Below are 24,983 nucleotides of genomic sequence, written 5' to 3'. Positions count from 1 at the left end.
CTTCTATTATAACGAACATTCGTAATTTAGTCATGACATAATGATGATTATAGGTAACGACATTCATTTAAATCTAAGTTATAATACAGTGAAACGATAAGGTGAATGGAGGAATTAAGTTGTATGGCAATCACGTTAGATAAACAAATTGCGATCCATTTGGAAACAATTAAAACACAAGAAGGCGAAGTTGAACGCTATGTCATCGAAACAACGGGACAACTCGTTCGTTTAGGCGATGGGATGTATATCAGATATAAAGAAGAAGACGCAGAGTCTGGTAAAAAAAATCCAGTTACCTTTAAATTGCAAGATGATGGTGAAATTCAATTAACTCGAGAAACAGATGATATACGCACAAAATTAATTTTTTTAGCGCAAAAAAAAATTAATGGGGTTTATAAAACAGCGTATGGTCGTATTCCAATTGAAATTGAAACAACGCAATTAAAAAGTCAGTTAAATAGCCAACCAATTTCGGGATCACTTGATATTGATTATCGCTTAACAACAAGCGGTGAATTGTTGGGAGACTATAATATACGATTGCAATTTACGGCATAAAAATGTATGATTAAGAGTAGACTTTTGGAAAGGACGTGTGCTAGTTGGAGCTTAAACAATTCGATGGCCAAAACAAAGACGAGTTATCAATGATCGAGGTTGCTCACGCAATCTTATCGCAACATGGTGACGTCATGGGTTTTGCTGACTTAACTAATGAAATCCAAACATATCTTGGTAAAAATGATTTAGAAGTGAGAGATCGCTTATCACAATTTTACACAGATTTAAATGCTGATGGTAGCTTCATTTCACTTGGAGAGAACTTATGGGGATTACGTTCATGGTATCCCTTCGATTCAATCGATGAAGCTGTTGCTCATGTAGAAGATGAAGACGATGAAGATCGTCCTAAACGTAAAAAACGTAAGAAAGTTAATGCTTTCTTAGCAGATGCCGCTGATGATGATGACGTTATTGATTACAATGATGATGATCCTGAGGACGACGATTTAGATGCAACTTATGAAGATGACGACGAAGATGATGATGAAGATACAGAAATTAAAGGTTATGATAAAGATTTAGATGAAATAGCTGATAGTAATTCTGATGATGAAGAAGAATTACCAGAAGGTATTGAAGATCAATTATCTGAAATATCCGATGAAGATGCAGAAGACGACGAGGAAAATAATTAAAAGGACTTGACGATTTCGTCAAAACCCTGTAATATATTTTTTGGGCGCCTCGCAGGTATTTCTTGCGAGGACAAACGCACGGTTGATACAAGCTCCCTACACTGATTAGATTATTCTACTCGGCTTAGGGGGCTTGTTGTTTTTTATAGACATAATGAACAATAACTATCAGGCCACAAACACAGAATCCCCACAAAAATTAACCCAAAGGAGATTTATAATGACCAAATATATATTTGTTACAGGTGGCGTTGTTTCGTCAATTGGTAAAGGGATTGTTGCAGCATCTCTTGGCCGTTTATTAAAGAATAGAGGCTTGAAAGTTACTATTCAAAAGTTTGATCCTTATATCAATGTGGATCCAGGAACAATGAGTCCCTATCAACATGGGGAAGTTTTCGTAACTGATGATGGTACAGAGACTGATTTAGATCTTGGTCATTATGAACGTTTTATTGATATTAACTTAAATCAATATTCAAACGTAACGACTGGTAAAATTTATTCAGAAGTTTTACAAAAAGAACGTCGTGGTGATTATTTGGGTGCCACAGTTCAAGTTATACCACATATTACAAATACAATTAAAGAAAAAATTATGCGTGCTGGAACAACAACGGATTCTGATGTTGTAATTACTGAAATAGGTGGAACTGTTGGTGATATTGAATCATTGCCTTTCCTTGAAGCATTACGTCAAATGAAAGCTGATGTCGGTTCAGATAATGTTATTTATATTCATACAACATTGATTCCTTACCTAAAAGCTGCAGGTGAAATGAAAACGAAACCTACACAACATAGTGTTAAAGAATTACGCGGATTGGGTATTCAACCAGATATGTTGGTTGTTCGGACTGAAGAACATATCTCGCAAGATATGCGTAATAAATTAGCTAATTTCTGTGATGTTGAACCAGAAGCCGTTATTGAATCAATGGATGTTGATACATTATATACGATTCCTTTAGCGTTACAAAAACAAAAAATGGACCAAATCGTTGTTGATCATTTGAAATTAACAACACCAGAAGCAGATATGACTGAATGGCAAAAACTTGAAACACAAGTTTTAAATTTGAAGAAAACAATCAATATTGCGTTGGTTGGTAAATATGTTAAATTGCCAGATGCTTATATTTCTGTTGCCGAAGCATTGAAACATGCTGGATACACTGTTGATGCTGATGTTAAAATCACAATGGTTGATGCAGAAAAATTAGATGAAAGTAATATTGTTGAAACGTTGCAAGATGCTGATGGAATCATCGTTCCAGGAGGATTCGGTAATCGTGGACTTGAAGGGATGATTCTTTCAATTCAATATGCGCGTGAAAATAATGTTCCATTCTTAGGTGTTTGTCTTGGTATGCAAATGGCATGTATTGAATTTGCACGTAACGTTGTTGGGCTCCAAGGCGCACATTCAACTGAAGCTGTTCCAGAAACACCACATAACATTATCGACTTGATGACAGATCAAGAAGATGTTGAAGATATGGGTGGAACACAACGTCTTGGTTTATATCCATGTAAATTAAAACCAGGAACGGTAGCAGCTGCAGCTTATGATAATCAAGAAGTTATCCAAGAACGTCACCGTCATCGTTATGAATTTAATAACGAATACCGTGAACAACTTGCTGATAAAGGATTGGTTTTTGCTGGAACATCTCCAGATAATCGTTTAGTTGAAGTTGTTGAAATTCCTGAAAATAAATTCTTTGTGGCAGCTCAATACCATCCAGAATTTTTATCAAGACCACAACGTCCAGAAGGTTTATTCCAAGCCTTTGTGAACGCTACAGTTTAATAAATGTAATTGAAAGAGATAATAACAATTTGTTATTATCTCTTTTTTTATGTCTAAAAGGGTTGTATTTAATATGTGTACTATGTATTATAGTACACATGGATGAGGTGAGATAATTGCAAATTAATAAGACGAGTAGTAAACCGTTTTATGAACAATTGATATCAGGTATAAAAGAAGATATTTTTAAAGGAATTTTGCAGACAGAAGACAAGTTGCCGTCAGTTAGAGAAATGGCTAAAATTCATGAAATGAATCCAAATACGGTTAGTAAAGCGTATAAAGTTTTAGAATCACAGGATGTAATCGTGACAGTTAAAGGTCGAGGGACATATGTCAAAGCCAATAATGAGAGCAATCGCGATGAACGACAAATCCAAAAAAATCGTGAGGCATTGTTAGATACGATTAAAGAAGTGACCTATCTCGGTGTCCAAGAAGATGAGATTCAGGGTTGGGTTAAGTCGTATTTTGAAAAGGAGGACTAAGAATGGGATTTGAAATTAAAGGTTTATCAGAGAAAATTAGTGACAAAGAGATACTTAATGATATTAATATGTCTTTAGTCCCAGGGGAAATAGTGGGTCTAATTGGTCGTAATGGAGTTGGTAAAACAACCTTATTCAGATCAATTTCAGGCCAATACATACCAGATCAAGGTGATATTTTAATTGATGATCAATGGATGAAAGAAGATTCATCATTGAAGGAAAAACTCTTTTATTTAGATACACAGAATAATTTTTTAGACAGCTACACAATAGATAAGATTGTCGAATTCTATGAACTCGCTTATCAAACGTTTGATCGTCAAAAATATGATAATTGGGTCACAGAATACAACCTACCTAAACAAACAAAATATCGTCAATTTTCTAAAGGGATGCAAGGATTATTTAATATTATTTTGGCCTTTTCCACTGGTGCACCATATGTTATTTTAGATGAACCACTGGACGGGTTAGATGTAATTGTCCGTAAACAAGTTTTCCAAATTATTATTGATGCCGTTGCTGAAGACCAGCGAAGTGTACTTATTTCTTCACATAATTTAGAAGAATTAGATCGATTAATCGATCGCGCAATGGTTTTAAAAGATGGACATATTGTGAGTGATTATCGTTTGGAAGACACGCGTTCAGAATCACGAAAAGTTCAATTGGTGTTTAAATCAAAAGAAATTCCAGCTTTCATTAAAGAAAATAGCCGAGCAATGAGTATTCAAGGTCGTGTCGTCACTGTTTTATTTGAACACTATTCAGATGAAATTGAAGCTCAAATTGAAGCTGAAGATCCGGCATTATTCGAAGAATTACCGTTAACGTTGGAAGATTTATTCCGAGCAAGTCTTTCGGCTAAAGAAAATACCGGAGGTGGGAAGTAGTGACAGTTAATAGAAGATTGAATCAGATTATTTGGCAGAGATATAAGTGGATTGTTTTATCACTTGTTGCACTTATTGTGGTTGTTATGGGGTTTACACTACATAATTCGGTTGACACTACGGGAATAGACGCGGCCAATCTTACTTATACAGAGTTTGTTCAAAGTGAAAAAGATTCGGCAAAAGCGGATCATCGTAAAATAGGTTCAGTTAGCAGAGCAACATATGAAAAAAATAATATTAAAATAAAAGATGTAAGTATTCATGATGGTACATTTCAAAATGCAAAAACAGCACTAGTTATTTTTAGTCTGGGTGCTATCTTATTAGGGATATTTACTAATATGTATGATATGCAAACTAAATTTAATGAATTTATATTTTCAAGCTCATTTTCTAGAAAACGCATTTTCTTAAAAAAAATTGGTCTAATGTTACTACCTGCCTTACTTACTTTTATTGTAGGTTCAATTATAACAACATTTGTTGCTGATGTAGCTATCTCAGTAAGTAATCCAAATTTTATATCAGATAGAATGATACATTTATTCTTAGATAGTAGTCAATTGATTGCGCTATACAGTGTTGGCCTTGTGGTAGGTGTTTTAGTTCGTCGGGTTGTAGCATCTGTCGTCACTGCGTTGGGATTCACTGGCTCGGCCTTGATATGGTTTGCTTACTTTGAAGGATTCATTTTTGATCAAACGCAAGACATGTCTAATACTTATTATCTTGTACTAGGATTTATATACTTGATTGCTGGGTTATTGATGATAGTGATGGCAGTTCATTATTTCAACAAATTATCATTAGAACAGGATAGTCCTTATTTACAATTCGATTATTTAAAACTACCACTACTCATTTTTACAACGGCTTATATAGCTATTTTAATGGCTGTAGTTAATTATGATACAATTGGGGAAAAAATAGGATATGGCTTGATAAGCGGCTGTATTACAGTCATTGTTGCTTATATTGTTATTTATCGTCCACAAAATATTAGTCAAAAATTGCAACGTATTTTTTCGAAAAATAAAAAATAAAAGTAAAATGGCTACCTATTTCTCTAAGAATAGGTAGCCATTTTGACCTTACAGACTTGTTAGTATGTAATAAAAGGGAATTGTGCTAAACTACTGTTTATAGGAATGTAAAAGCAATTATTGGGAGGGATTCAATTTGAAAGAAATGTTAACAATAAACAATTTAACTAAAAGTTTCGGTAAAAAGGTAGTCCTCAAAGGTATTAATTTTACAATCGCAGAAGGTGAGATTGTTGGGCTTGTTGGTGCTAATGGCGCTGGTAAAACAACCATCATGAAATCAATTCTTGGATTATCAAATTACCAAACTGGAGAAATAACAATTGACGGTAAAATTGTATCAACAACTAGCCATCAAGGGTTAGAAGAAGTTGGTGCCTTAATTGAATATCCTGGTATCTATCCATTTTTAAGTGGCTATGATCATTTAAAATTATTCTCTGAAATCAATACCAAAGAAGAATTAGATGAAATTGTTGCTGATTTGCATATGACAGATTACATTAATCGTAAAGCTAAATCATATTCATTAGGAATGAAGCAAAAATTAGGAATTGCATTAGCTTTATTAAATAGACCAAGATTAATTATTTTAGATGAACCTATGAACGGATTAGATCCTCAAGCAACACGTGATGTCCGCGAACTTGTTTTAAAGTTATCTAAACGCGGGACAGCGTTCTTGATTTCAAGTCATATTTTAGGTGAATTAGAGAAAATTGTTGATCACTTTATTATTTTAAATGAAGGTAAAATAATGAAAGCAATGTCTACTACTGAATTAAGTGATAGTAGTAAGCGATATGTTTTACTAGAGACGACGTCAAACGAGCAAGCTAAAGTTCTTTTAAAGGCCGCTAATTATGAATTGGCAGTTGATCAAACAGTTAAAGTAAAGGTAGACGAACAAGATACTTTAGCAAATATTATCCAAGTGCTCTACGATAATAAAATTCAAATAAATGATGTACGTCATCAAGAACATGATATGGAAGAATCACTATTGAATTTATTAGATAGTAATGACGGAGGTAAGGCTTAATGTTAACTTTAGTTAAACAAGAATTATTTAAGTTAGGTAAAAAGAAATCTACAGCGATTATATCAGCGATATTACTTGTTTTTATTTTTGGGGTAGCACTTTTAACAAAAATATATAGTTCGATTTTCGATCCAGCAAGCATGGTACAAAGTGGATTTGGATCTATTCAATTAATTATTTTCATTTTAATTGCGTCAGCAAGTGTTATTATTGCTATGGAAACACAGTTTGGTACAATTAAGGATTTGCTTTATCGGAAATATTCACGTGGAGCTGTTTTAGCTAGTAAATGGCTTACAATATTAATCTATTCGATTTATTTGAATGTTTTAATATTCGTGGCTTCAATTATAGCTAAATTAGTGCTTTTACCAATGGTATCCTTGTCAGATAAAATAGATAACCAAACGATTGTTATGTCTTTAATAACAACGTTAGTGGGGAATTTTATTAGTACCTGGTTGATTTTAAGTTTGGTATTATTATTGGCTAGTATCTTTAGTAGTTCAGGTGCTTCGATTGCAGCTGGTATTGTTTTTTATTTCTTAACATCTATTTTATCAGGAATCCAAATGTTAGCTATTGCTAAATGGGATTGGATTAAATGGAATCCACTTAATATGATGAATTTAAGTAATCAGTGGGCAGACGGACAGGAGTTTGAAAAACTAACTCAATTAACGAATAACGAATTGATTATAGGTAATCTAGCTTATACGGCACTATTTTTATTTTTAGGTTATTTTGTTTTCAAACGTAAAAATGTTTAAAAAAAGTGTATCGTCAATTAATTTTTGACGATACACTTTTTTTGTCCAATAATTATGAGTAGCTTAAAATGACTATTACTAAAGATACAAGTCAAATACTGCAATCTGTGGAGGTACTAGGAATCGAGCTGAGATTCGAGATGTTCCAATACCACTATTAACATATAATTTTGTATTGTTCTTTAGTGTATAAAGGCCACTAGAGTAGCCACCATCTCCGTCATGATCAGATAATAATCCTTTATTAGTGAAAGGAATACGAATTTGGCCACCATGTGTGTGACCACTTAAAATTAAATCGACGGTATTAAATGAACCATTTGACAAACTAGGTTCATGAGCCATTAAAATATGGTACGTTGAATTGGATTTATCAGGAGCTACTGTCGTTTGGACATCGGGGATACCTAATTGAGAGTCATCTACACCACCCAACCAAATGGATGAATTTCCACCTACATTGATAGTCGTTGAACTATTTTTAAGGACAGTAAAACCACCTTGATTCATTACAGTAGTGTAAACTCTGGCTGCACCGCCACCGTAATCTTTATTTCCATATACTGCGTATTTTCCATAGGTTGATTTAATTTCACTTAGTTTTTGAACAATAGCTGTTACGGGATGGTATTGATTGTAATTGCTGAATAAATCACCTGTAAATAAGACCAAATCTGGTTTTTCTTGATTGATTTTATTAACAATTTTTCCGAAATTTTCAGGTGTATAATCATCTGCTATTTCGACATCACTAATTTGCACAATTTTAAGTTTCTTTTTAGTAGTATCTGCCTTATTTAAAGCAATATTTTTAACGACAACGCGGTAAGGCTCTATTTTAAATGCGTAAAAGGTACATGCGGCACTTACTATTAATAGGATGAAAATGACACTTAATATTTTTTTCTTCGTGATAGTATCATGCCTCCGTTTGATTAGTTAACTAAAAAAACCTACAGTAAGATTTTTAGTCTAAAACTGTAAGTTCTTCTTAAAACCTATATGGTTAGTTTTATTTATGAAATCCAAGAACTAATAGCTGACCAGATAGCGTTAAAAAATGAAACAATTGCGTCCCAAATTTTTTGTAGGAAGTTTCGATTTTCAGCTGTGTCTAATTTGCTGAAAATATCTTTAGCACCATCTTGAATATTTGTTGCAACTTTACTTGCTTGTGATTTGAAATTTGATGAATCTAAAGCACCTGAATCACGAATCTTGATTAACACGGCAATAATATCTTGTTTTTGATTATCAGTAATGACATTTGTTAAGTTATTATTTGTGATTTGGTTATTTACAATAGTAGTAATTTGATTATTTGTAATAGAACTACCTTCTTTAGCCATATCATTTTTAGCACCGGCTACAGCGTTATTCAATTGTGAATCAGTATACCCATCTTTGCTTTTATTGGCTTGTGTAATGTCACTTAAAGTCGACATTTCATTTTGTGCGGCAGTGACTTGTTTTGTATTTAGAGCGTCCCCGTTTGTAGCGAAGGCTGCATAAACACCAGCTAAAGCACCTGATCCATCTATTGGTGTAGCAGAAGTGACATAGATATTGGCATCAGTTACACCAGCTGTTAATGCGGCGTTTTTATATTGGTTTTCTGTAATTGTGGTGATGTTATTTTTACCATTGTAGTCTAAAATTTCAACGTTGATACCAGAACCACTGCTCGTTTTTTGAACCATAGCAGATGACCAGACACCTGAAGTTGATGTAAATGAGCCACCAGAACTATTGAGATATTTAACTAAAGTTGCGCCATTTACGGGTAATGTCGAATATGAAGAACTACCGTTTAAGCTAGCTGTTAAAGTTGAAAGTGTTCCTGATTTTTGTGAATCTGTTAAACTTGTTCCTAATGTGACAACTGGATTTGACCAGTCAGTTGTTGTGCCCGATGTTGATGAAGCTGAGCTTGAATCATTAGTTGCAGCAGAGGCAACAGATCCTAGACTCAAGACAGCTAATGTTGTAAGAGTTACTGTATAAATTAATTGTCTGAATTTCATAATGGTTTGCTCCTTAAATAGCATGTATTTTAATTTTATTATACCTATCTGATGAAGGAATCATAATAATTGAGTTTGAATAATAGAAAAAATTAAGATTTATCATCATTGAGAGATTTCTTTGTAAGTGAGACAATGAGCGCATCATTTAATCTAGCAACATAATTTTGAGTAGTATGGTATGACTAATTTAAATAAAACTAACGACTGAATGGGAGAATAACGATGACAAAAAAGATGACGGATACCTTTAGATTCAGGCGGGGATTGGAATTGAAAAATAGAATCTTAATGGCGCCAATGACCGTTAAGATGAGCTACTATGATGAAGTTGTTACACATGATGAATCAGATTATTATGCACTACATTCAGGCGAAGTTGGGGCTGTTATTACGGCAGCTACCAGTGTCCAAGCAAATGGAAAAGGTTGGGAAGGCTCACTTGCCATCTATGATGATAAGTTTATTCCCGGGCTAACGAGATTGGCATCGGCAATCAAAAAGAATGGGACTAAAGCTATTTTACAAATTTTCCATGCGGGTCGTATGACAAATTCAACGGTACTTAGAGGACAATTACCAGTTTCAGCCAGTGCTGTTGCGGCAGAAAGACCAGACGCAGAAATTCCTAAAGCATTGTCAGAAACTGAAATTTTAGAGTTGATTGAATCCTTTAAATCAGCAACAAAACGAGCAATTAAAGCGGGATTTGATGGCGTTGAACTGCATGGTGCGAATACGTATTTACTACAACAATTTTTTTCACCACACTCAAATAGACGTCATGATGCTTGGGGTGGCACGCTTGATAAGCGATTTAAATTCATTAATGATGTAGTTGATGGTGTTATTGAGAGTGTTGATCAATCAGGTGTAAAAGATTTTATTGTTGGTTACCGCTTTTCGCCTGAAGAATATGAAAAGCCAGGTATTAGTATGGAAGATTCAATGATTTTGATTGATAAACTTGCTGATAAAAAATTAGATTATCTACATATCTCATTAGGTAAGTATAATAGTGTTTCGAGAAATATAAATTTCAATGAAAAATCAAGAATGGATTATGTCCAAGAAAAGATAAATGGTCGTGTTCCATTAATCGGGGTAGGAGATGTTCGGACTCGGGAAGATGTTAATGGTGTTTTGGCTAACGCTGATTTAGTAGCCGTTGGTCGTTCACTCTTAATTGATCCTAAGTGGACATCAAAGTTATTGAATGGACAAGAAGAAACTATAAAAAGAACCTTAGCTAAAAATGATCGGGAAAAATTAATGGTTAGCGATGGTGCTGTTGAATTTTTAAAAGATATGATGCCTGAGCGGTTAGTTGATTAAAAAACAAAACTAAATCTAGACAAATAGTGTGTTGCAAATTTAATTTGCCGCATGCTATTTTTAGTTGCGGCCCTTTCAACTAGCGGTTGCCTGTTGCACCCCTTGCTGTATGCTAATATTTGAGATGTTAAATAGAGGAAAGAAGGTTATAGGGATGAAAATTATATTTGCGGAACAACTCGTTAAAATACGTAAAGAGAAAAAAATGTCACAAGAAGAATTGGCAAATCAATTGTTTGTATCAAGACAAGCTGTATCAAAATGGGAAACAGGAGAAGCTGAACCTGATTTGGGAAAAATTGAATCGGTAGCCAAAATTTTAGACGTCCCTGTAGAAATATTACTTTTTGGTGGCGATGCCAGTGAAAAAAACGTCAGAGTTTAAAACTAGAATTAAACGATTTATAGAAGAAGATGAATCAGATAAAGATTGGCACGAAAATCATAGATGGCGTGAGTGGCAATATAAACCGATTAATAATGGGTGGGAATTCCTAGCTCGCTATTACTGGATTATTTTTGCACTCATTGGCATGATTGCATGGGGGATTATGGGTCTAAAATAGATATGATAATAAAGAAGCTTTCAATACTTGTCTACAAACAAGTATTGAAAGCTTCTTTATTTTACCGGAACAACTTTTATTTCAGTTGAGTCATCATGAATGACAATGTATAACGTTTGAGTTTCTTCTTTATCAAAGAAACCGAGATTAATACAGGGTAAACCATCGATTTCTTCCACGCCAACGAAACGATCCGTAAATATCTGACGAACCATTTTACCCATTTCTTTATGGGCATTTGCTTTAGCGGCAGCTGTTTTAAGTGTAAATCCAGAGTCTAAGTAAGATTTAATTAATCGAATAATTGATAAGGTATGGTAAGAATATTTTCTATTCTGATTTTTATTAGTATTAATAGAATCAATAAAGCCTTTTTGTTCCCAATAACGAATTTGACTCTGAGTGAGCCCAGTTGTTTCGGCAATTTCACCGATTCCGATTGAAAATGTATCATTCTTCATAATAACGGCCATTCTTTTTGCATAATCTTTAATGTTTGCAATATCGTCCATATCTGCCAAACGAATATACCTCCTAAATAAAAATTTATCTAACAATCTCATTGTGATGTTTACTATACTGATTATATATATATTAAAACGTTTGTCAACTTACTTGACATTAAAGCGAGATAGTCTTATATTAGTCTTCGAAGATAAATTAAAGAAAAAGAAGGTTTTAAGTATGGATGGATTAGATGCAAAGGGTAAACCATATAATCGCCCCATGCTAATTGCAATTTTATTAGTAGGGACATTTTGTACGGTTTTGAATCAAACAATTTTAGCAACTGCATTTCCAACATTAATGGATGAATTTGACGTAACAACGTCAACTGTTCAATGGTTAACAACAGGATTTATGTTAGTCAACGGGATTTTAATTCCAGTTAGTGCATGGTTAAGTAGTCGTGTAAATACCAAATGGTTATACATAGGTGCTATTGGTATCTTTGAATTAGGAACAGTTTTAGCATTTATCGCACCTAATTTTGGGGTATTGTTAACAGCTCGCTTAGTTCAAGCAGTCGGTGTTGGGGTAACAATGCCTTTATTACAAACGATTATGCTTTCAATTTTCCCACCCGAAAAACGTGGTGCTTCAATGGGACTTGCCGGTTTAGTTATCGGACTAGCTCCTGCAATTGGACCTACACTTTCAGGTTGGGTTATTGATAATGCTTCATGGCGTGATCTTTTTGGTATGATTATTCCATTAGTAGGAATTGTTTTTGTGGCTTCTTTCTGGTTTATGAAACCGGTCATCAAAACACACAAATCTAAAATTGATGTCTTATCATTGATTTTATCAACAATTGGATTTGGTGGCTTACTTTATGGATTCTCAACAGTTGGAGATAACGGCTGGGGAAGTACCTCAGTACTTAGTTTCCTTGTTGTGGGTGTTATTTTTATTGGTTTATTCATATGGCGTCAATTAACAATGGAAAATCCTTTCTTGGAATTACGTGTTTTTGCTTCCCAAGAATACACAATTGCAGCCGTTTTAAGTTCAATTGTTAACATGGCTATGATCGGTGTTGAAATGATTCTACCAATGTATCTCCAAATTGTACGTGGAGATAGCGCATTTGAGTCAGGATTAACCTTATTGGCTGGTGCTTTAATGATGGGGATTATGAGTCCGATAACGGGACGATTATTCGATATTTATGGTGCTAAGAAATTGGCAACTGGTGGTATGTTCTTATTAACACTTGGTACAATTCCATTCGTTTTCTTAACAAAAGATACGCCAACTTTATACATCACAATTATGTATGCAGTTCGTATGTTTGGGATTTCAATGGTTATGATGCCAACAACAACATCAGGGATGAATGCATTACCAGCTAACTTGATGGGTCATGGAACGGCTGTTAATAATACAGCTCGTCAAATCGCAAGTTCAATCGTAACAGCGGTTATGATTTCCGTTCTAACAAATGTAACAACAGCTGCATTACCAGCTAAATCAATGCTTAAATCGGCACCATTAGATTACAAAACAAAAGCTATTGATGCGACATTAAGTGGTTATCATGCTGCCTTTATCATCGCAGTCGTTTTCTGTGTGGTTGGGCTCGGATTTTCATTCTTCTTAAAATCAAAACAACAAGTTTTAAAAAATGGAGGTAATAAATAATGATTATTTTATTATTAATTCTTTCAATTATTTTATTCTTCCTTACGTGGAACCTCATCCGTAATAATGTACTGAGCTACATTTTAGGTGGCATTTTTGCACTTTGTATTATTCTTACAGGTGGCTTAATTGTTGCTAACTACAGTGCACATTATGGAATGGAAAAAGTAACGACAACTAAGACAGAACAATTAGCTTCTAGTTCTAAAGAGATGGACATGTTACTATATCAGCCTATCGGTACAGATGGATCTGAAAAAGTCGTTATTTATAAAAATACGGCATCACAAAAGAAAACAAAGGCAACTAAGACAGACGATACAACTAGCAAGATTGTTGAAAATGCTAAGAGTAACAAATTAGTTACTAAAGAAACCCGTTGGACTTATAAAGGTAATGGGTATCGATTAATGTTTGGTATCGCTAATAACGATAAAACTTTAGTAAAACGTACGCATACATTCTACGTTAAAAAGAGTTGGACAACATTAACGGTTAAGCAAGCTAAGGCCATGCCTAAAATTGCTAAAGTAGAAGCAGCTAAAATGAATACAAAGGCAGGAAAAGCTAAACTTGCTGCGGATGGTGCTACTTTTGTTAAAGCAGCTGTCACAAATGCTATGATGAAAGATGCATCAATCTCGAAAGCTGATCAAGCTAAGATTGCAGAACAAGCAACAACAATTTTCAAGGCACAAACAAAAGCAAAAGTAATGCAAAACGTATTAAAAGAAGTTAAAGAAATTAAATAAACCGTTATTTATTTAGTAACCACACTAGTTTATCCAACTAATGTGGTTATTTTTTTAAATTAAAACGTGAATTATAAAATAAACAATGCTATAATACGTTAATGGCATAAACGATAAAGGAGTTTCTTTGAATGAAAAAGAAAATTATAATTTGGATTGTCAGTATTTTAGTGTTATTAGCGGTTGCAATTACAGGGGGTAGTTTCTATCTCTATCACTATGCCATTCAAAATACAGAAAAAACATTAACGGGAACATCAAAAGGAACACCAAAGCGAACAATTGAAGCAAAAAAATGGTTGGCCAGTACTAAAAAAGAAAACTGGACAGAAACATCAGCAGGTGAAAATTTAAAATTAGTTGCTGACTATGTACCGGCGGCAACTAAATCTTTAAAAACAGTTGTTGTGGCACATGGTTACATGGAAAATAAAGAAAGTATGGCTTCATATATAAAATTATTTCATGATAATGGCTATAACGTTTTAGCGCCAGATGATCGAGGCCAAGGTAAAAGTCAGGGCGATTATATTGGTTTCGGATGGAAAGATCGCTTAGATTACATTAAATGGACCAAAAAATTAATTGCCGAAAAGGGAACAGATCAAAAGATTGGCTTGTTTGGAGTTAGCATGGGTGGTGCTACTGTCATGATGATGAGTGGTGAAAAGTTACCAACTCAAGTTAAAGCAATTGTTGAAGATTGTGGTTATACAAATGTTGAAGATTTGTTAGCTTATCAATTGAAACTCCAATTCAATTTACCAAAAGAACCATTAATAACAACTTCTAGTTGGGTAACTCAGTTACGTGCGGGCTACTCTTTTGCAGAAGCTGACTCTGTTAAACAATTAAAGAAAAATAAATTACCAACATTATTCATTCATGGCGACAAGGATGATTTCGTTCCTAGCGCAATGGTTTATGACAACTACAAAGCCTCAGCAGGTACGAAGGAATTGTGGATTGTGAAGGGCGCAGGTCACGGAAAAGCGTTCAGTAAGGATCCAGAATTATATACTAAAAAAGTCGTTAAGTTTATGAATGATAATTTAGATTAATAATAAAATCATTTATTTTTTAAATAACATCAAAAAGTGTGGGGGTACCCTCTATTTTTGATGTTTTTTTTTGTCTGTATCATGCTATCATATTAGTTATTATAGATGAACTTTGGGGAAAATAGGTGGGGGCCAACATGAAAATTAATAATAAATTAAAATTAACACTACTAACTTTTGGGTTATTCTTTTTAGTTAATGTAACAAGTATCAAGGCAGATGCGGATTATGATTCTGCAAAAGCATCAGCACCTCGAGCAATTTTAATGACAAATTTATTCCAGACGGGTACTGGTGCTGGAGTAGTAGCAACTAGTGGTATGGTCGAATTAACCGATACCAATAAAGATCCTAATTCGACTAATCTGGCTGCTAAAACGATGGTTAAAATTACGGATGCTAAGAATCAAAAAGCAGCAATTTGGTCAACAGACGAAAATTCATTTGATATTAATACAAGTAGTAAAGCTTCTATGTGGATTTATTTTGGTAGCAAAACGAATACTGCTGGGGATGGGATGGCACTTGTTTTTCAAAATGATGCAAAAGGAAATGCTGCTATTGCAACTAAAGCAGGTGAAACGTTAGGTGTTTGGGGAGACGATTCAGTGGGTACGGGATCCCCCAATAATACTGCTAGAGGCGCTATTCAAAATAGTTGGGCGCTAGAATTTGATACTCATTTGAATAATGGTAATAGTTCAGGAAACGGATTTGATTTAGATCCTAGTTTAGCACCTAACCATATTGGTAGTGGGTATCCAGCTGTTGAGGCAACATACACGGATAATCATACAATCTCTTCTTCAGTTAAACTAAATCATTTAGGCCTTATTAATTATAATGGGTTCTTATCAAATCGGGCATGGCATCATGTGACAATTGATTATAAATCAGTGAGTGCGAGTGCTGGGTCAATGACATATACGATTGATGATAAAAAACCAATTTCAGGAACAGAAGACTTGGATCCTACTGAAGATACAAGTCAGACAGGGCAGACGGCAAGTGTTCCAATTGATAAATCGAAATTTAATTCTACAACGGGTAAAATCCGTTGGGGATTTACAGGGTCAACGGGTGACTCTTTTGAAAATAACTTAGTTATGTTTGAAACTGTACCAGGTCTTGTTAATGCGACTGCGGTACAAACTATGACGGATATTACACAAAATAACAAGGATGTCTCGGCTAATGGAGAAGTAAAAGCTGGAGATAAAGTAAAATTCAACACTACCGTAACTTACGATAGTGGAAAACAATCGTGGACAGGCATAGGTGGATATTTAAAATACCCGGCTAATAATATAAAATGGACTGGGTATGAAATACCTAACGATTTTGGTACAGGAAAATTTCCTAGTAATATCTATGGAAGTGACCCTGCTGGGTTATCCGGCGCGCAAATACCTGAATTATCTACACCTGGACAAAGTTCACATATTTCATTTATCGGTGAAGTAATGCCAGTTGAAGTGGATACACCAGTGACTGTTTCAGCAGGTCAATTCATCGGAAGCAATGCAATGATTGATTCTAATCCTATTAGCTATACGATTAAAGCATCACCAAAAACAGCCTTAACGATTGATGGCCTTAAAGATATTGATATTAATTATGGAACGGATGCGACGATTAGTGGAACGGTAAAATCTAGTTTAGGTGGAACTTTTGCTAAAGGAACAACGGCCAGTGTGACACTTAATGAGGATACAACACCTATTAAGGGTGATGTCGCAACGGATGGTACATTTAACGTAACGATTCCAAAGGACAAACTAACCACTGGCGAATATTCTTATAATGTTCAAGTAACAGATCCAGATGGTAATACGACGCAAAAATATACACAAAAAATTAATATTAAACCCGTTTTAACTTTAAATGATAATAAAGGAACCGTTGTAGCGCCATATACATTGATTTTCCAAGTAGCTGATAATAGTGCAGCGTTAACAACGTACTATAAAGAAGGAAGTACTGGAACACCTGTTGAATTAGAAAAATATACAAATACTAAACCAGGTTCGACACAAGATCATAGTGTAGCACTAGATACAACTAAGTTTGCCATTGGAACGCACGAGTTAACTATTTATTCGGTTGATTCTGAAGGAAACATTTCTAATAACCAAACAATCTCTGTTGTCGTAGGATTGTTGAGTATTTCATCAGATGATTCAATTAATTTTAATAATAAAATACCAGCGAAAAGAAGTATTTTAAACCGTGCTTCAAGCTATATGCTTAAGTTAGAAACGTCAGCAGCTAAAAACTGGACATTGTCTGTGACTGCAGGACCACTAACTGCAGCAAGTGATAAAAGTACTTTAAAGCATTCAACTATTGGGTTTCGTAATTCAAATCAGGAAAACACGTTACCGCTTTCTCCAACGTATGGTACAATAGTGTCTACAGGAGTAGGTCAAGCAACTACGGTTGAAAAAAGTTGGTCAGCAGATTCTGGAATTGTATTGGATGTTGAACCAAGTGAAATTAAAGTAGCTGAAACCTATAGTTCTGAATTAGATTGGACGCTAACGAATGTACCAAATAATTAATAATAAACTTAATTGTCGGTTAAATTCAAATGTCCGGGGGGAGATAGGATTATGACAATATTACGGCTGAAAGCTGTACTTTTTACAGGTGTGTTAGTGACATTAGGGCTTAGCTCTACAGGTGTTAATGCTGATGATTATTCTAACGCAGTGGCATCGGCACCAGACGCATTAGTATCAAATGGACTTTTGACACCTGGAACAACAGGAACACAAAATAATGCAAAAATTGTAACATTCGATGCTAGTGGTAATGTTGTTTCTGAAACAGCAGATAACGCAGATAAATCAATTATAAAAATTACGGATGCAACTAACCAAGTGGGATCTGCCTGGTCTACAGCAAACAATAAATTTAATCTTAATAAAAATAATAAAATGTCAATGTGGATGTATTTCGGTAATCAGGGTGCTAATTCTGGTGATGGGATGGCTTTTGTTTTACAAAATGATAGCCGTGGTCTCAGTGCTATTTCTGGTGGAGGCGAATCATTAGGTGTTTGGGGTGTTGATAAAGGTGGATCAGAATCTACCGTTGCAGGAACAGCTATTAAAAATTCATGGGCGTTAGAATTTGATACACATAAAAATAGTGAGGCAAGCAAGGGTAACGGATTTGATAATTTAAACACTATCCAAGACAATCATCTGGCAAGCAATTATCCTAATCAAAGGGCTACTTATGAACAAAATGGTTTTTTAAGTAAGTATAATAAATTAACTCATGATGGACTACTTGCTGTCGCTGACTTATCTAATGGAAGATGGTGGCATGTGTCAATTGATTATAAATCAACGTCTACAACTGCCGGCTCAATGACCTATACTATTGGAGATAAAGTCCCCGGTACGGGTGATGTATTAGGTGGTGGTCTTGCAAAGACAGTTCCAATTGATAAAAGTAAATTTGCGAGCACTGATGGTCAAGTGACTTGGGGATTTACGGGCGCAACAGGCGGTAACTGGGAAACAAATTTAGTGATGTTTGAAGAAATATCTGATTTAGTTTCTGTTACGGCGACGCAAAAAGTGACAGATACTACCCAGAACAATAAGGACATTACCGCATCAGGAATTGCTAACAGCGGGGATAAACTTAATCTTCAAACAACTTTGAAATACAATGATGGAAAGCAAGATTGGAAAAAAATCGTTGCTTCGTTAAAAACGCCTAATGCTGTGACGTTAGACAAAGAAGGTATCATTAAATACGCCGATGGAACAACGCAAACATTTGATACAACAACTAAAGATGGTGTCATTACATCAAGTCTAAATAAAAACTTATCAAAAAGTAATGATACAGCAACGATCAGTATGAATGGGACAGCTAAAATTGTTGCTACAGATACCAAAGTAACAAGTCCAATTAGTACATTTAATGGTCAAAATACGATAGTAAGATCTCAGCTAGCTACGTTTACCATTAAGGCATTAAAGCAGAAGATGACACTTTCAGGATTGCTTGATAAAACAATTGATAGTGGTCAGTCGATTAAAGTTACGAGTAACGTTAAAACAGATACACTAATGGAAAATGATAACGTTACGATAACAACGATGCTGAATGGTAAAGCCTTTAGTGATAAATCAATGCTATTCAATAAGTTGGGTAGCATTGACTACGCTGAAGTGCTGCCTGCAGATAAGTTAAACGTTGGAAAAAATACTTATACGGTAAGTGTTGAAGATCAATATGGTAATTCAGTAACGGGTCAAGAAATTATCACTGTTAATGATCCAGGTGTTTTAGAAATAGCATCGGTAACGGGTGCATTAAATTTTGGACAAAGTGATATTCCAATACCCAACGAAGAAACAACCTATAGCCCTGTAGAAGAATTAAGTATACAGGTAGTTGCATCGGTACCAGGTACATGGAATTTAAAGCTGACTGGAACTGATGTTGTTGGAGCCAGCGGCACTGTGCTAAAAGATGCATTAATTTACAAAGAAAAAGCGACAGATATTGGGACACCTTTAAAAGACCATTCGATAGATATTGCGGGTGGGAACTCATCTCCTAACCAGATAACTAAAACGTGGGCAAAAGATACGGGAATTCTATTGCGTGTTAAACCTAGCGAGGTTAGAAGTGAAGAATATGATGCTTCAGTGCAATGGAATTTGAGTAATGTACCAACTAAATAAGTAGTATTAGTGAAAAAGGATAACAAAAGTTATCCTTTTTTTATTTATGTTTTGCAATTATTGCCATCTAGGATATTATGGACTATGTAGAGAGAATACGGAGGATAGATAACTAATGAAAATGACCGTTGAACAATTCATGTCCGCTATTGAGTTAGAGGCGTACACAAAGATTTTTTATACTGCCACACCAGAAGATGTCCAAGCGATTGGTGTACCAGAATTATTCGCTAAGTGTTATGCTGATTTAGAAAACAATGTACGGGATGGTAAGCTTGTAGAAGTTCAATTGATGATTGAATATCCTGAAGGTACCGCAATTTTTACACTTGAAGCAAATATCCTTAATTTACCATACAAATATTATAAAAAGTTACCCAGCTTCTTTAATGAAGTAACAGATGAAGCAGAAGTTAATGTCTATCTGATTGTTGAGTCACCAATTCTGAACGCATCTAAATTAAGAATCGATGAAATTACATCTGTGACTAATTATTTAGAAAACCCCAGTGATCATAATATGACAAGCACAACTATGATTGCTGAAAAGATAGCTTTCCTTGAAAATCCACCTATTATTGAAGAAAAAGAACCAGTTGTCGTTGAAAAGAAAAAGAAAGCTCCAGCTAAGAAAAAACCAGCTGTTAAAAAGAAACCAGCAGTTAAAAAGACGACGGCTACAAAAAAAGCGACAACAAAGAAAAAAACGACAACTGTAAAGGCGGCAGCCAAGAAAAAGCCCGTGGCCAAAAAGGTACCCGCTAAAAAGAAACCGGCTGTAAAGAAAGTAACTACTAAGAAAAAAGCACCAGCCAAGAAAACTAAATAAAAAAACGCCGATATTATCGGCGTTTTTTTGTCTAATTATTTAATGAAGAAATAGTAAACGAGTAGCAAGGCACCTAAAATAATACGGTACCAACCAAATGGTTTGAAATCTTTCGACTTGATGTAACCCATCAAGAATTTGATTGCAACAATTGAAACTAAGAATGCGACTACACAACCAAGTAATAAGACGGCTGTTTGATCACCGGTAAAGCTATAACCATTATGGAAGTATTTAACTAATTTGAGTAGACTGGCACCGAACATAACTGGAATTGATAAGAAAAATGAAAATTCAGCAGCAATGAATCGAGAAGTCCCTAATAAAATGGCACCTAAAATAGTTGCACCAGAACGTGATGTTCCGGGAATTAAAGCAAGAACTTGGAAAACACCGATTAGTAACGCTGTTTTGTAAGTAACTTGATTGAATGATGTAATAGAAGGAACAGCATCGGCTTTTTTGTTTTCAATAATAATGAATAAAACACCATAAATAATTAACATTAAGGCAACAACTGGGAAATTATATAATTTCGCATTTAACCAGTCATCAGCAACTAACCCAATCACAGCAGCTGGAAGTACAGCTACAATGACTTTACTCCATAGAGACCACGTATCTCTTTTTTCTAATTGCGATTTTTTTGGAGAAAAAGGATTTAATTTATGGAAATACAACACACAAACTGCTAGGATAGCGCCCAGTTGGATAACAACGAAGAACATTTCCATGAAAGCAGCATTTTCTTTTAGTTGTAAAAATTCGTCAACTAAAATCATATGTCCCGTTGAACTAATAGGAAGCCATTCTGTAATTCCTTCGACAACTCCCAAAATAATAACTTTTAACATAACAATAATATTCATACAAATAGATTCCTTCCAAAATTTTATTTAACTGCTCTAGTATACCTAATATGAAAATTAAAAACCATAAAATTAAATAAACCTTATGCTTTTAGGCATAAGGTTTATTTGTGAATATAAGATTTTAGTTAAGATTAATTTTATAGGGCTTTTTTGTTACCGCGACGTGCAATTGCAGGGAGGATTAAACCTAATGCAACTAAGACAAGTGGTGTGACAATATTAAGTGTTAATTGGAACAAGTAGTTAGAAGGGCTATCTGAGTAGTTTAATTTAGGAACAACTCCTAGGATACAAGCGAATGCAGTGAATAAGAAACACCAAGCACCAACAATGTAACCAACGACAGGATTCTTAACAAACTTGTAACCGGCTTTGAAATTCTTCAATTGTTTGTTTAATAGCATGTAAGCGAAGAATACCCAGAGATAACGCATAGGCATGACAACCGCATTTAGGTTCAATAACCATTTGTATAATGCGTTCATGTTACCAATCCCGATTGCAGGAATGATAATTAAAATACTAACTAAAACACCAGTCATGGCATAACCATTAACGGGAGTTCCTTTTTTATTAAGTTTTGACAAGCTTTTAGGAATGAAGTTTGGATCAGCATCACCTAAAAGAATTTTTAATGGTGCATCAATTGAGAAAGCAAGCGCTGAAATTTGAGCCATCGCATTGGCAATTGCGTATAGAATCATGAATAAATTACCTACGTGATAGAAACTACCAAGACGTAAGAAACCTTCGTAAGGACCATTTGTGATTAAATCATCAGGGATGTTAGTTCCGTTAAATAAGAATCCCATAGCGAACGAACCTAAAATAGCACAGATGGCAACCATTGCGGCCAATGCTAACATTCCTTTTGGAAATTCTTTAGCTGAGTTTTTTGTTTTATTAACATAGGGAGAAATCTTTTCAGCACCACCAACAGCGAAAACTAACATTGAAATCGTTGTGAAGTAGGCGAAGTTAAAGTTAGGTAGATATGATTTAATGGCACCCATATCAGGTGTTTGAATTTTAGCATGCGTCATGAATGGCGCTGAAACTGCCAACAAGATGAATAATAATGACATAACGAACATTGCTGTTCCGGCAACACTACCAATTCGACTTAAAGTAGCAAGTCCCTTTGAGGCAATCCATAAGAAGAAAATGAAAATGACTAAGCCCATAAGTGAAACGGTCATAGCAGAAGTTTCATTAACGAAATTTCCGTTACCTTTGAATAACCAACTAAAGGCAATTAAAATACCTTGTGGTTTTTGTGCTAGGTAAGGAATATGTACGACCCAATAAGTCCAAGCTGCATAGTAGGCAAGTCTCTTGGTTGAAGTTTCTTTCACCCATGAAGACACACCACCGCTGGCATCTTTAAATGTTGAGCCTAATTGACCAACAATTAAAGTATAAGGAACAAAGTAAAAAATCATGATTAAAATCCAAGATGTAATAACAGTGAGTCCTTGGTTAGCAAAGTTGTTAAAGACATTTGCAAGTCCCCAAACGGAAACGAATGCAATTAAAGCAACGTTATACCAACGTAATGTTTTTTCTGATTCTAGCAAAATAATAGCCTCCATATGGATAAAATATTTTATGATACTGGTGCAGTGATAGCTATGGTTAAGTATAAAGAAAAATGAAATAAAGTACAATCAAATTTTGTGATACATACTATAAGAAGTAAATATAATTATGATTAAAATGTCAAAAAAACACATCTAGGTCGCAAATGTTGAATGTTGTCTACCGAATATAGATGATATTATAACGGTAATTGGTTAACGACATAAACTAAAAAGAGAATCCTGGGGGATTATTATGAAACCAAAAAATAGAATTGTGATAGGTAGTTTGTGTGCGATGATGTTGTTCGGGGGAACAGCGTTGAATGAAACTATATCAGCAAGTGAACAAGAAGAAGCAACTAGTTCAAGTATTGCGACTATAAAAGAGCAAACTTTAGAAAATGTATTAAGTGAATCAACAGAATCAAATAAGGCAGATTCTAGTAGCTCAAGTAGTAGTGTATCTGATGAAAAAATAGATTCAGAAGTTGATACGACAAATGCAACAAGTTCAGAATCAGCGTCGTCTACACTATCTAGTGAAAAACTAGATAGTCAAAAAGACGAAAAGAAACAAGTAGAACAGGCTAAAAAACAAAGTAGCACAACACGTACGTTATTTGATGATTATAAAAATGCAGAGATTGTAGGGATGTTTCTGGGTGGAAGTAAAAAAACGATTAGCATTGACGATGTACTTAGCAAAGAATCAACAATAATGCCTGCAGATGCAGCGTTAGCTGACCTATTTTATAGTCAGGATGATGCGGGTAATGGAAATAGCGTTGATGGCTCAGGAACACCAGAAGGATCACCTGGGTACTATCCTGCCGTATCTTTAGATAACTACGTATTCAATGTGCAAGTAACCAAACCAGATAGTACGGCAACAATTTACGCACCTTTTCATCCAACATCGTATGATCCAATAGAAACACTCATGCAAGCACCAGTTACAATTAAAAATTCTGATCTAGCAATTGGGGAAAATAAAGTTGAGCTTACAGCTACAAGAGTAATAGGTGGGGGAACTAGTTTTCCAACTAAGGGAACTATCATTGTAACCATACCAAATCCTAAGATTAAAGTAGATGCAATTGCAGGCGATAAATTAGACAGTACGACTAATACGGATATCCCAGTAGTTGATGTCGCAAGTACTGAGTACCCAGTGAGCTACACGGTGAATAGTGATCATGCAACGACCTTAACAACTCAAATTACAGATTCTTATGGTGATGTAGCACACACCAGTCAATATAAGGAGGAGTACGATAATAGTAAAACGCTAGGTAAAGATCATACTAATACGATTAAGATGACCGACTTGACGGTTAAACAACATACAATAACCGTCACAACAACGGATGATCAAGGTAATGCGACTGTTAAAAAATTCATCCTTAATGTTAAAAAACCAACTAAAACGTTAAAAATTAATAGCATTAATAATTTAAATTATGGAGATAAAATTAAAATACCAAATGAAAAAACCAATTTAACACCATTAATTGGTCTTAATGTGGACCTTTCAGCTGTGGATGCCGGTAACTGGGTGTTGACTGTAAAATCAACAGGATTAACTGATGATCCAGATGCTTTGGTCTTTAAAAGTGATGCCAATGCTACAGAGCAAATCATTAATGATGCTGGCATAACCGTTTTATCAGGTAATGGTGTAAATGATACAGGAAAGGAGTTTAACGATGATGGAACCGGTATTTTGTTAAAGGCAGATCCATCAAAGCTTAGAGCAACTGCCTATAAAGCAGACTTGAATTGGACATTATCAAGTGTCCCAGTAAAATAACGTCAAAAAATGACACCTAACACGTAAATGTTGGTCG

Annotated in this window: 23 protein-coding genes; 18 read left to right on the top strand and 5 right to left on the bottom strand. The window is 34.8% G+C overall.

The features are described from left to right. Positions 1–123: 123 nt before the first annotated feature. The 8 genes from AC1RPG_RS06330 (at position 124) to AC1RPG_RS06295 (ending at position 7,260) form a co-directional block, all read left to right on the top strand. Complete coding sequence (locus AC1RPG_RS06330; protein ID WP_481761776.1) at positions 124–564, top strand: YwiB family protein; 441 nt, start codon at positions 124–126, stop codon at positions 562–564. 44 nt (positions 565–608) lie between these two features. Further along, positions 609–1,205, top strand: coding sequence for a DNA-directed RNA polymerase subunit delta (rpoE, locus tag AC1RPG_RS06325; protein ID WP_481761775.1), 597 nt, complete (start codon positions 609–611; stop codon positions 1,203–1,205). Positions 1,206–1,425: 220 nt separating this feature from the next. Next, positions 1,426–3,018, top strand: a complete 1,593-nt coding sequence (locus tag AC1RPG_RS06320) for a CTP synthase (RefSeq protein ID WP_481761774.1) — start codon at positions 1,426–1,428, stop codon at positions 3,016–3,018. A 116-nt stretch (positions 3,019–3,134) separates the two neighbouring features. Further along, complete coding sequence (locus AC1RPG_RS06315) at positions 3,135–3,506, top strand: GntR family transcriptional regulator (protein WP_481761773.1); 372 nt, start codon at positions 3,135–3,137, stop codon at positions 3,504–3,506. A 2-nt stretch (positions 3,507–3,508) separates the two neighbouring features. Beyond that, the gene (locus AC1RPG_RS06310; protein WP_481761772.1) at positions 3,509–4,402 is read left to right on the top strand and encodes an ATP-binding cassette domain-containing protein; all 894 of its coding nucleotides are present in this window, start codon (positions 3,509–3,511) and stop codon (positions 4,400–4,402) included. Then, a complete protein-coding gene (locus AC1RPG_RS06305) occupies positions 4,402–5,448 on the top strand; it encodes a hypothetical protein (protein WP_481761771.1) in 1,047 nt (348 codons plus the stop codon). The genes AC1RPG_RS06310 and AC1RPG_RS06305 overlap by 1 nt, the downstream gene beginning before the upstream one ends. A 145-nt stretch (positions 5,449–5,593) precedes the next feature. Then, on the top strand, positions 5,594–6,490 hold the full coding sequence (locus AC1RPG_RS06300; RefSeq protein ID WP_481761806.1) for an ABC transporter ATP-binding protein: 897 nt from the start codon (positions 5,594–5,596) through the stop codon (positions 6,488–6,490). Then, positions 6,490–7,260 carry an ABC transporter permease gene (locus AC1RPG_RS06295; protein WP_481761770.1) on the top strand — a complete coding sequence of 257 codons (771 nt, stop codon included), beginning with the start codon at positions 6,490–6,492 and terminating at the stop codon, positions 7,258–7,260. Before AC1RPG_RS06300 ends, AC1RPG_RS06295 begins: the two co-directional genes overlap by 1 nt. Positions 7,261–7,338: 78 nt before the next feature. Here AC1RPG_RS06295 and AC1RPG_RS06290 read toward each other — a convergent pair whose 3' ends face one another. Together AC1RPG_RS06290 and AC1RPG_RS06285 are read right to left on the bottom strand one after the other, a co-directional pair. Further along, positions 7,339–8,022, bottom strand: coding sequence for a metallophosphoesterase (locus tag AC1RPG_RS06290; RefSeq protein ID WP_481761769.1), 684 nt, complete (start codon positions 8,020–8,022; stop codon positions 7,339–7,341). Positions 8,023–8,276: 254 nt separating this feature from the next. Next, entirely contained in the window at positions 8,277–9,284 is a 1,008-nt protein-coding gene (locus AC1RPG_RS06285; RefSeq protein ID WP_481761768.1) for a DUF1002 domain-containing protein, read from the bottom strand. Between the two features lie 225 nt (positions 9,285–9,509). Between AC1RPG_RS06285 and AC1RPG_RS06280 the strand changes: the two genes are divergently transcribed. From AC1RPG_RS06280 to AC1RPG_RS06270, 3 genes are all read left to right on the top strand, one after another. Beyond that, complete coding sequence (locus tag AC1RPG_RS06280; protein WP_481761767.1) at positions 9,510–10,619, top strand: NADH-dependent flavin oxidoreductase; 1,110 nt, start codon at positions 9,510–9,512, stop codon at positions 10,617–10,619. A 154-nt stretch (positions 10,620–10,773) separates the two neighbouring features. After that, complete coding sequence (locus AC1RPG_RS06275; protein WP_481761766.1) at positions 10,774–11,004, top strand: helix-turn-helix domain-containing protein; 231 nt, start codon at positions 10,774–10,776, stop codon at positions 11,002–11,004. Beyond that, positions 10,982–11,185: a hypothetical protein gene (locus AC1RPG_RS06270; RefSeq protein WP_481761765.1), complete on the top strand. Its 204-nt coding sequence runs from the start codon at positions 10,982–10,984 to the stop codon at positions 11,183–11,185. The genes AC1RPG_RS06275 and AC1RPG_RS06270 overlap by 23 nt, the downstream gene beginning before the upstream one ends. Before the next feature lie 56 nt (positions 11,186–11,241). Here the strand turns inward: AC1RPG_RS06270 and AC1RPG_RS06265 are convergent, their stop codons facing one another. Then, positions 11,242–11,697, bottom strand: coding sequence for a MerR family transcriptional regulator (locus AC1RPG_RS06265; RefSeq protein WP_481761805.1), 456 nt, complete (start codon positions 11,695–11,697; stop codon positions 11,242–11,244). Between the two features lie 172 nt (positions 11,698–11,869). Between AC1RPG_RS06265 and AC1RPG_RS06260 the strand changes: the two genes are divergently transcribed. From AC1RPG_RS06260 to AC1RPG_RS06235, 6 genes are all read left to right on the top strand, one after another. Continuing rightward, a complete protein-coding gene (locus AC1RPG_RS06260; protein WP_481761764.1) occupies positions 11,870–13,330 on the top strand; it encodes an MDR family MFS transporter in 1,461 nt (486 codons plus the stop codon). Then, positions 13,330–14,082 (top strand): DUF4811 domain-containing protein, encoded by a 753-nt coding sequence (locus AC1RPG_RS06255; RefSeq protein WP_481761763.1) that lies wholly within the window; start codon positions 13,330–13,332, stop codon positions 14,080–14,082. Before AC1RPG_RS06260 ends, AC1RPG_RS06255 begins: the two co-directional genes overlap by 1 nt. A gap of 131 nt (positions 14,083–14,213) precedes the next feature. Next, on the top strand, positions 14,214–15,143 hold the full coding sequence (locus AC1RPG_RS06250) for an alpha/beta hydrolase (protein ID WP_481761762.1): 930 nt from the start codon (positions 14,214–14,216) through the stop codon (positions 15,141–15,143). Between the two features lie 137 nt (positions 15,144–15,280). After that, positions 15,281–17,704 carry a hypothetical protein gene (locus AC1RPG_RS06245; RefSeq protein WP_481761761.1) on the top strand — a complete coding sequence of 808 codons (2,424 nt, stop codon included), beginning with the start codon at positions 15,281–15,283 and terminating at the stop codon, positions 17,702–17,704. 51 nt (positions 17,705–17,755) lie between these two features. Then, entirely contained in the window at positions 17,756–19,855 is a 2,100-nt protein-coding gene (locus tag AC1RPG_RS06240; protein ID WP_481761760.1) for an L-type lectin-domain containing protein, read from the top strand. Between the two features lie 115 nt (positions 19,856–19,970). Continuing rightward, on the top strand, positions 19,971–20,684 hold the full coding sequence (locus tag AC1RPG_RS06235) for a hypothetical protein (RefSeq protein ID WP_481761759.1): 714 nt from the start codon (positions 19,971–19,973) through the stop codon (positions 20,682–20,684). Positions 20,685–20,719: 35 nt separating this feature from the next. Here the strand turns inward: AC1RPG_RS06235 and AC1RPG_RS06230 are convergent, their stop codons facing one another. Together AC1RPG_RS06230 and AC1RPG_RS06225 are read right to left on the bottom strand one after the other, a co-directional pair. Next, a complete protein-coding gene (locus tag AC1RPG_RS06230) occupies positions 20,720–21,553 on the bottom strand; it encodes an undecaprenyl-diphosphate phosphatase (RefSeq protein WP_481761758.1) in 834 nt (277 codons plus the stop codon). A gap of 140 nt (positions 21,554–21,693) precedes the next feature. Then, positions 21,694–23,133, bottom strand: a complete 1,440-nt coding sequence (locus tag AC1RPG_RS06225) for an amino acid permease (protein ID WP_481761757.1) — start codon at positions 23,131–23,133, stop codon at positions 21,694–21,696. A 256-nt stretch (positions 23,134–23,389) separates the two neighbouring features. On the opposite strand from AC1RPG_RS06225, the gene AC1RPG_RS06220 reads away from it, so the two are divergent. Beyond that, complete coding sequence (locus AC1RPG_RS06220; protein ID WP_481761756.1) at positions 23,390–24,946, top strand: hypothetical protein; 1,557 nt, start codon at positions 23,390–23,392, stop codon at positions 24,944–24,946. Positions 24,947–24,983 lie beyond the last annotated feature (37 nt).

This window comes from Dellaglioa sp. CoH-57-MRSF-18 (assembly GCF_056781995.1).
The sequence above is the reverse complement of the archived record's forward strand: the minus strand, read 5'-3'. Positions and strand labels throughout refer to the sequence as shown.

Bases quoted from the DNA above. Each gene is read 5' to 3' on its own strand.
- AC1RPG_RS06230 (WP_481761758.1), bottom strand. From the start codon at position 21,553: ATGAATATTATTGTTATGTTAAAAGTTATTATTTTGGGAGTTGTCGAA.
- AC1RPG_RS06310 (WP_481761772.1), top strand. From the start codon at position 3,509: ATGGGATTTGAAATTAAAGGTTTATCAGAGAAAATTAGTGACAAAGAG.
- AC1RPG_RS06275 (WP_481761766.1), top strand. From the start codon at position 10,774: ATGAAAATTATATTTGCGGAACAACTCGTTAAAATACGTAAAGAGAAA.
- AC1RPG_RS06220 (WP_481761756.1), top strand. From the start codon at position 23,390: ATGAAACCAAAAAATAGAATTGTGATAGGTAGTTTGTGTGCGATGATG.
- AC1RPG_RS06250 (WP_481761762.1), top strand. From the start codon at position 14,214: ATGAAAAAGAAAATTATAATTTGGATTGTCAGTATTTTAGTGTTATTA.
- AC1RPG_RS06240 (WP_481761760.1), top strand. From the start codon at position 17,756: ATGACAATATTACGGCTGAAAGCTGTACTTTTTACAGGTGTGTTAGTG.
- AC1RPG_RS06245 (WP_481761761.1), top strand. From the start codon at position 15,281: ATGAAAATTAATAATAAATTAAAATTAACACTACTAACTTTTGGGTTA.
- AC1RPG_RS06255 (WP_481761763.1), top strand. From the start codon at position 13,330: ATGATTATTTTATTATTAATTCTTTCAATTATTTTATTCTTCCTTACG.
- AC1RPG_RS06330 (WP_481761776.1), top strand. From the start codon at position 124: ATGGCAATCACGTTAGATAAACAAATTGCGATCCATTTGGAAACAATT.
- AC1RPG_RS06320 (WP_481761774.1), top strand. From the start codon at position 1,426: ATGACCAAATATATATTTGTTACAGGTGGCGTTGTTTCGTCAATTGGT.
- AC1RPG_RS06235 (WP_481761759.1), top strand. From the start codon at position 19,971: ATGAAAATGACCGTTGAACAATTCATGTCCGCTATTGAGTTAGAGGCG.
- AC1RPG_RS06285 (WP_481761768.1), bottom strand. From the start codon at position 9,284: ATGAAATTCAGACAATTAATTTATACAGTAACTCTTACAACATTAGCT.
- AC1RPG_RS06295 (WP_481761770.1), top strand. From the start codon at position 6,490: ATGTTAACTTTAGTTAAACAAGAATTATTTAAGTTAGGTAAAAAGAAA.
- AC1RPG_RS06265 (WP_481761805.1), bottom strand. From the start codon at position 11,697: ATGGACGATATTGCAAACATTAAAGATTATGCAAAAAGAATGGCCGTT.
- AC1RPG_RS06260 (WP_481761764.1), top strand. From the start codon at position 11,870: ATGGATGGATTAGATGCAAAGGGTAAACCATATAATCGCCCCATGCTA.
- AC1RPG_RS06300 (WP_481761806.1), top strand. From the start codon at position 5,594: ATGTTAACAATAAACAATTTAACTAAAAGTTTCGGTAAAAAGGTAGTC.
- AC1RPG_RS06280 (WP_481761767.1), top strand. From the start codon at position 9,510: ATGACAAAAAAGATGACGGATACCTTTAGATTCAGGCGGGGATTGGAA.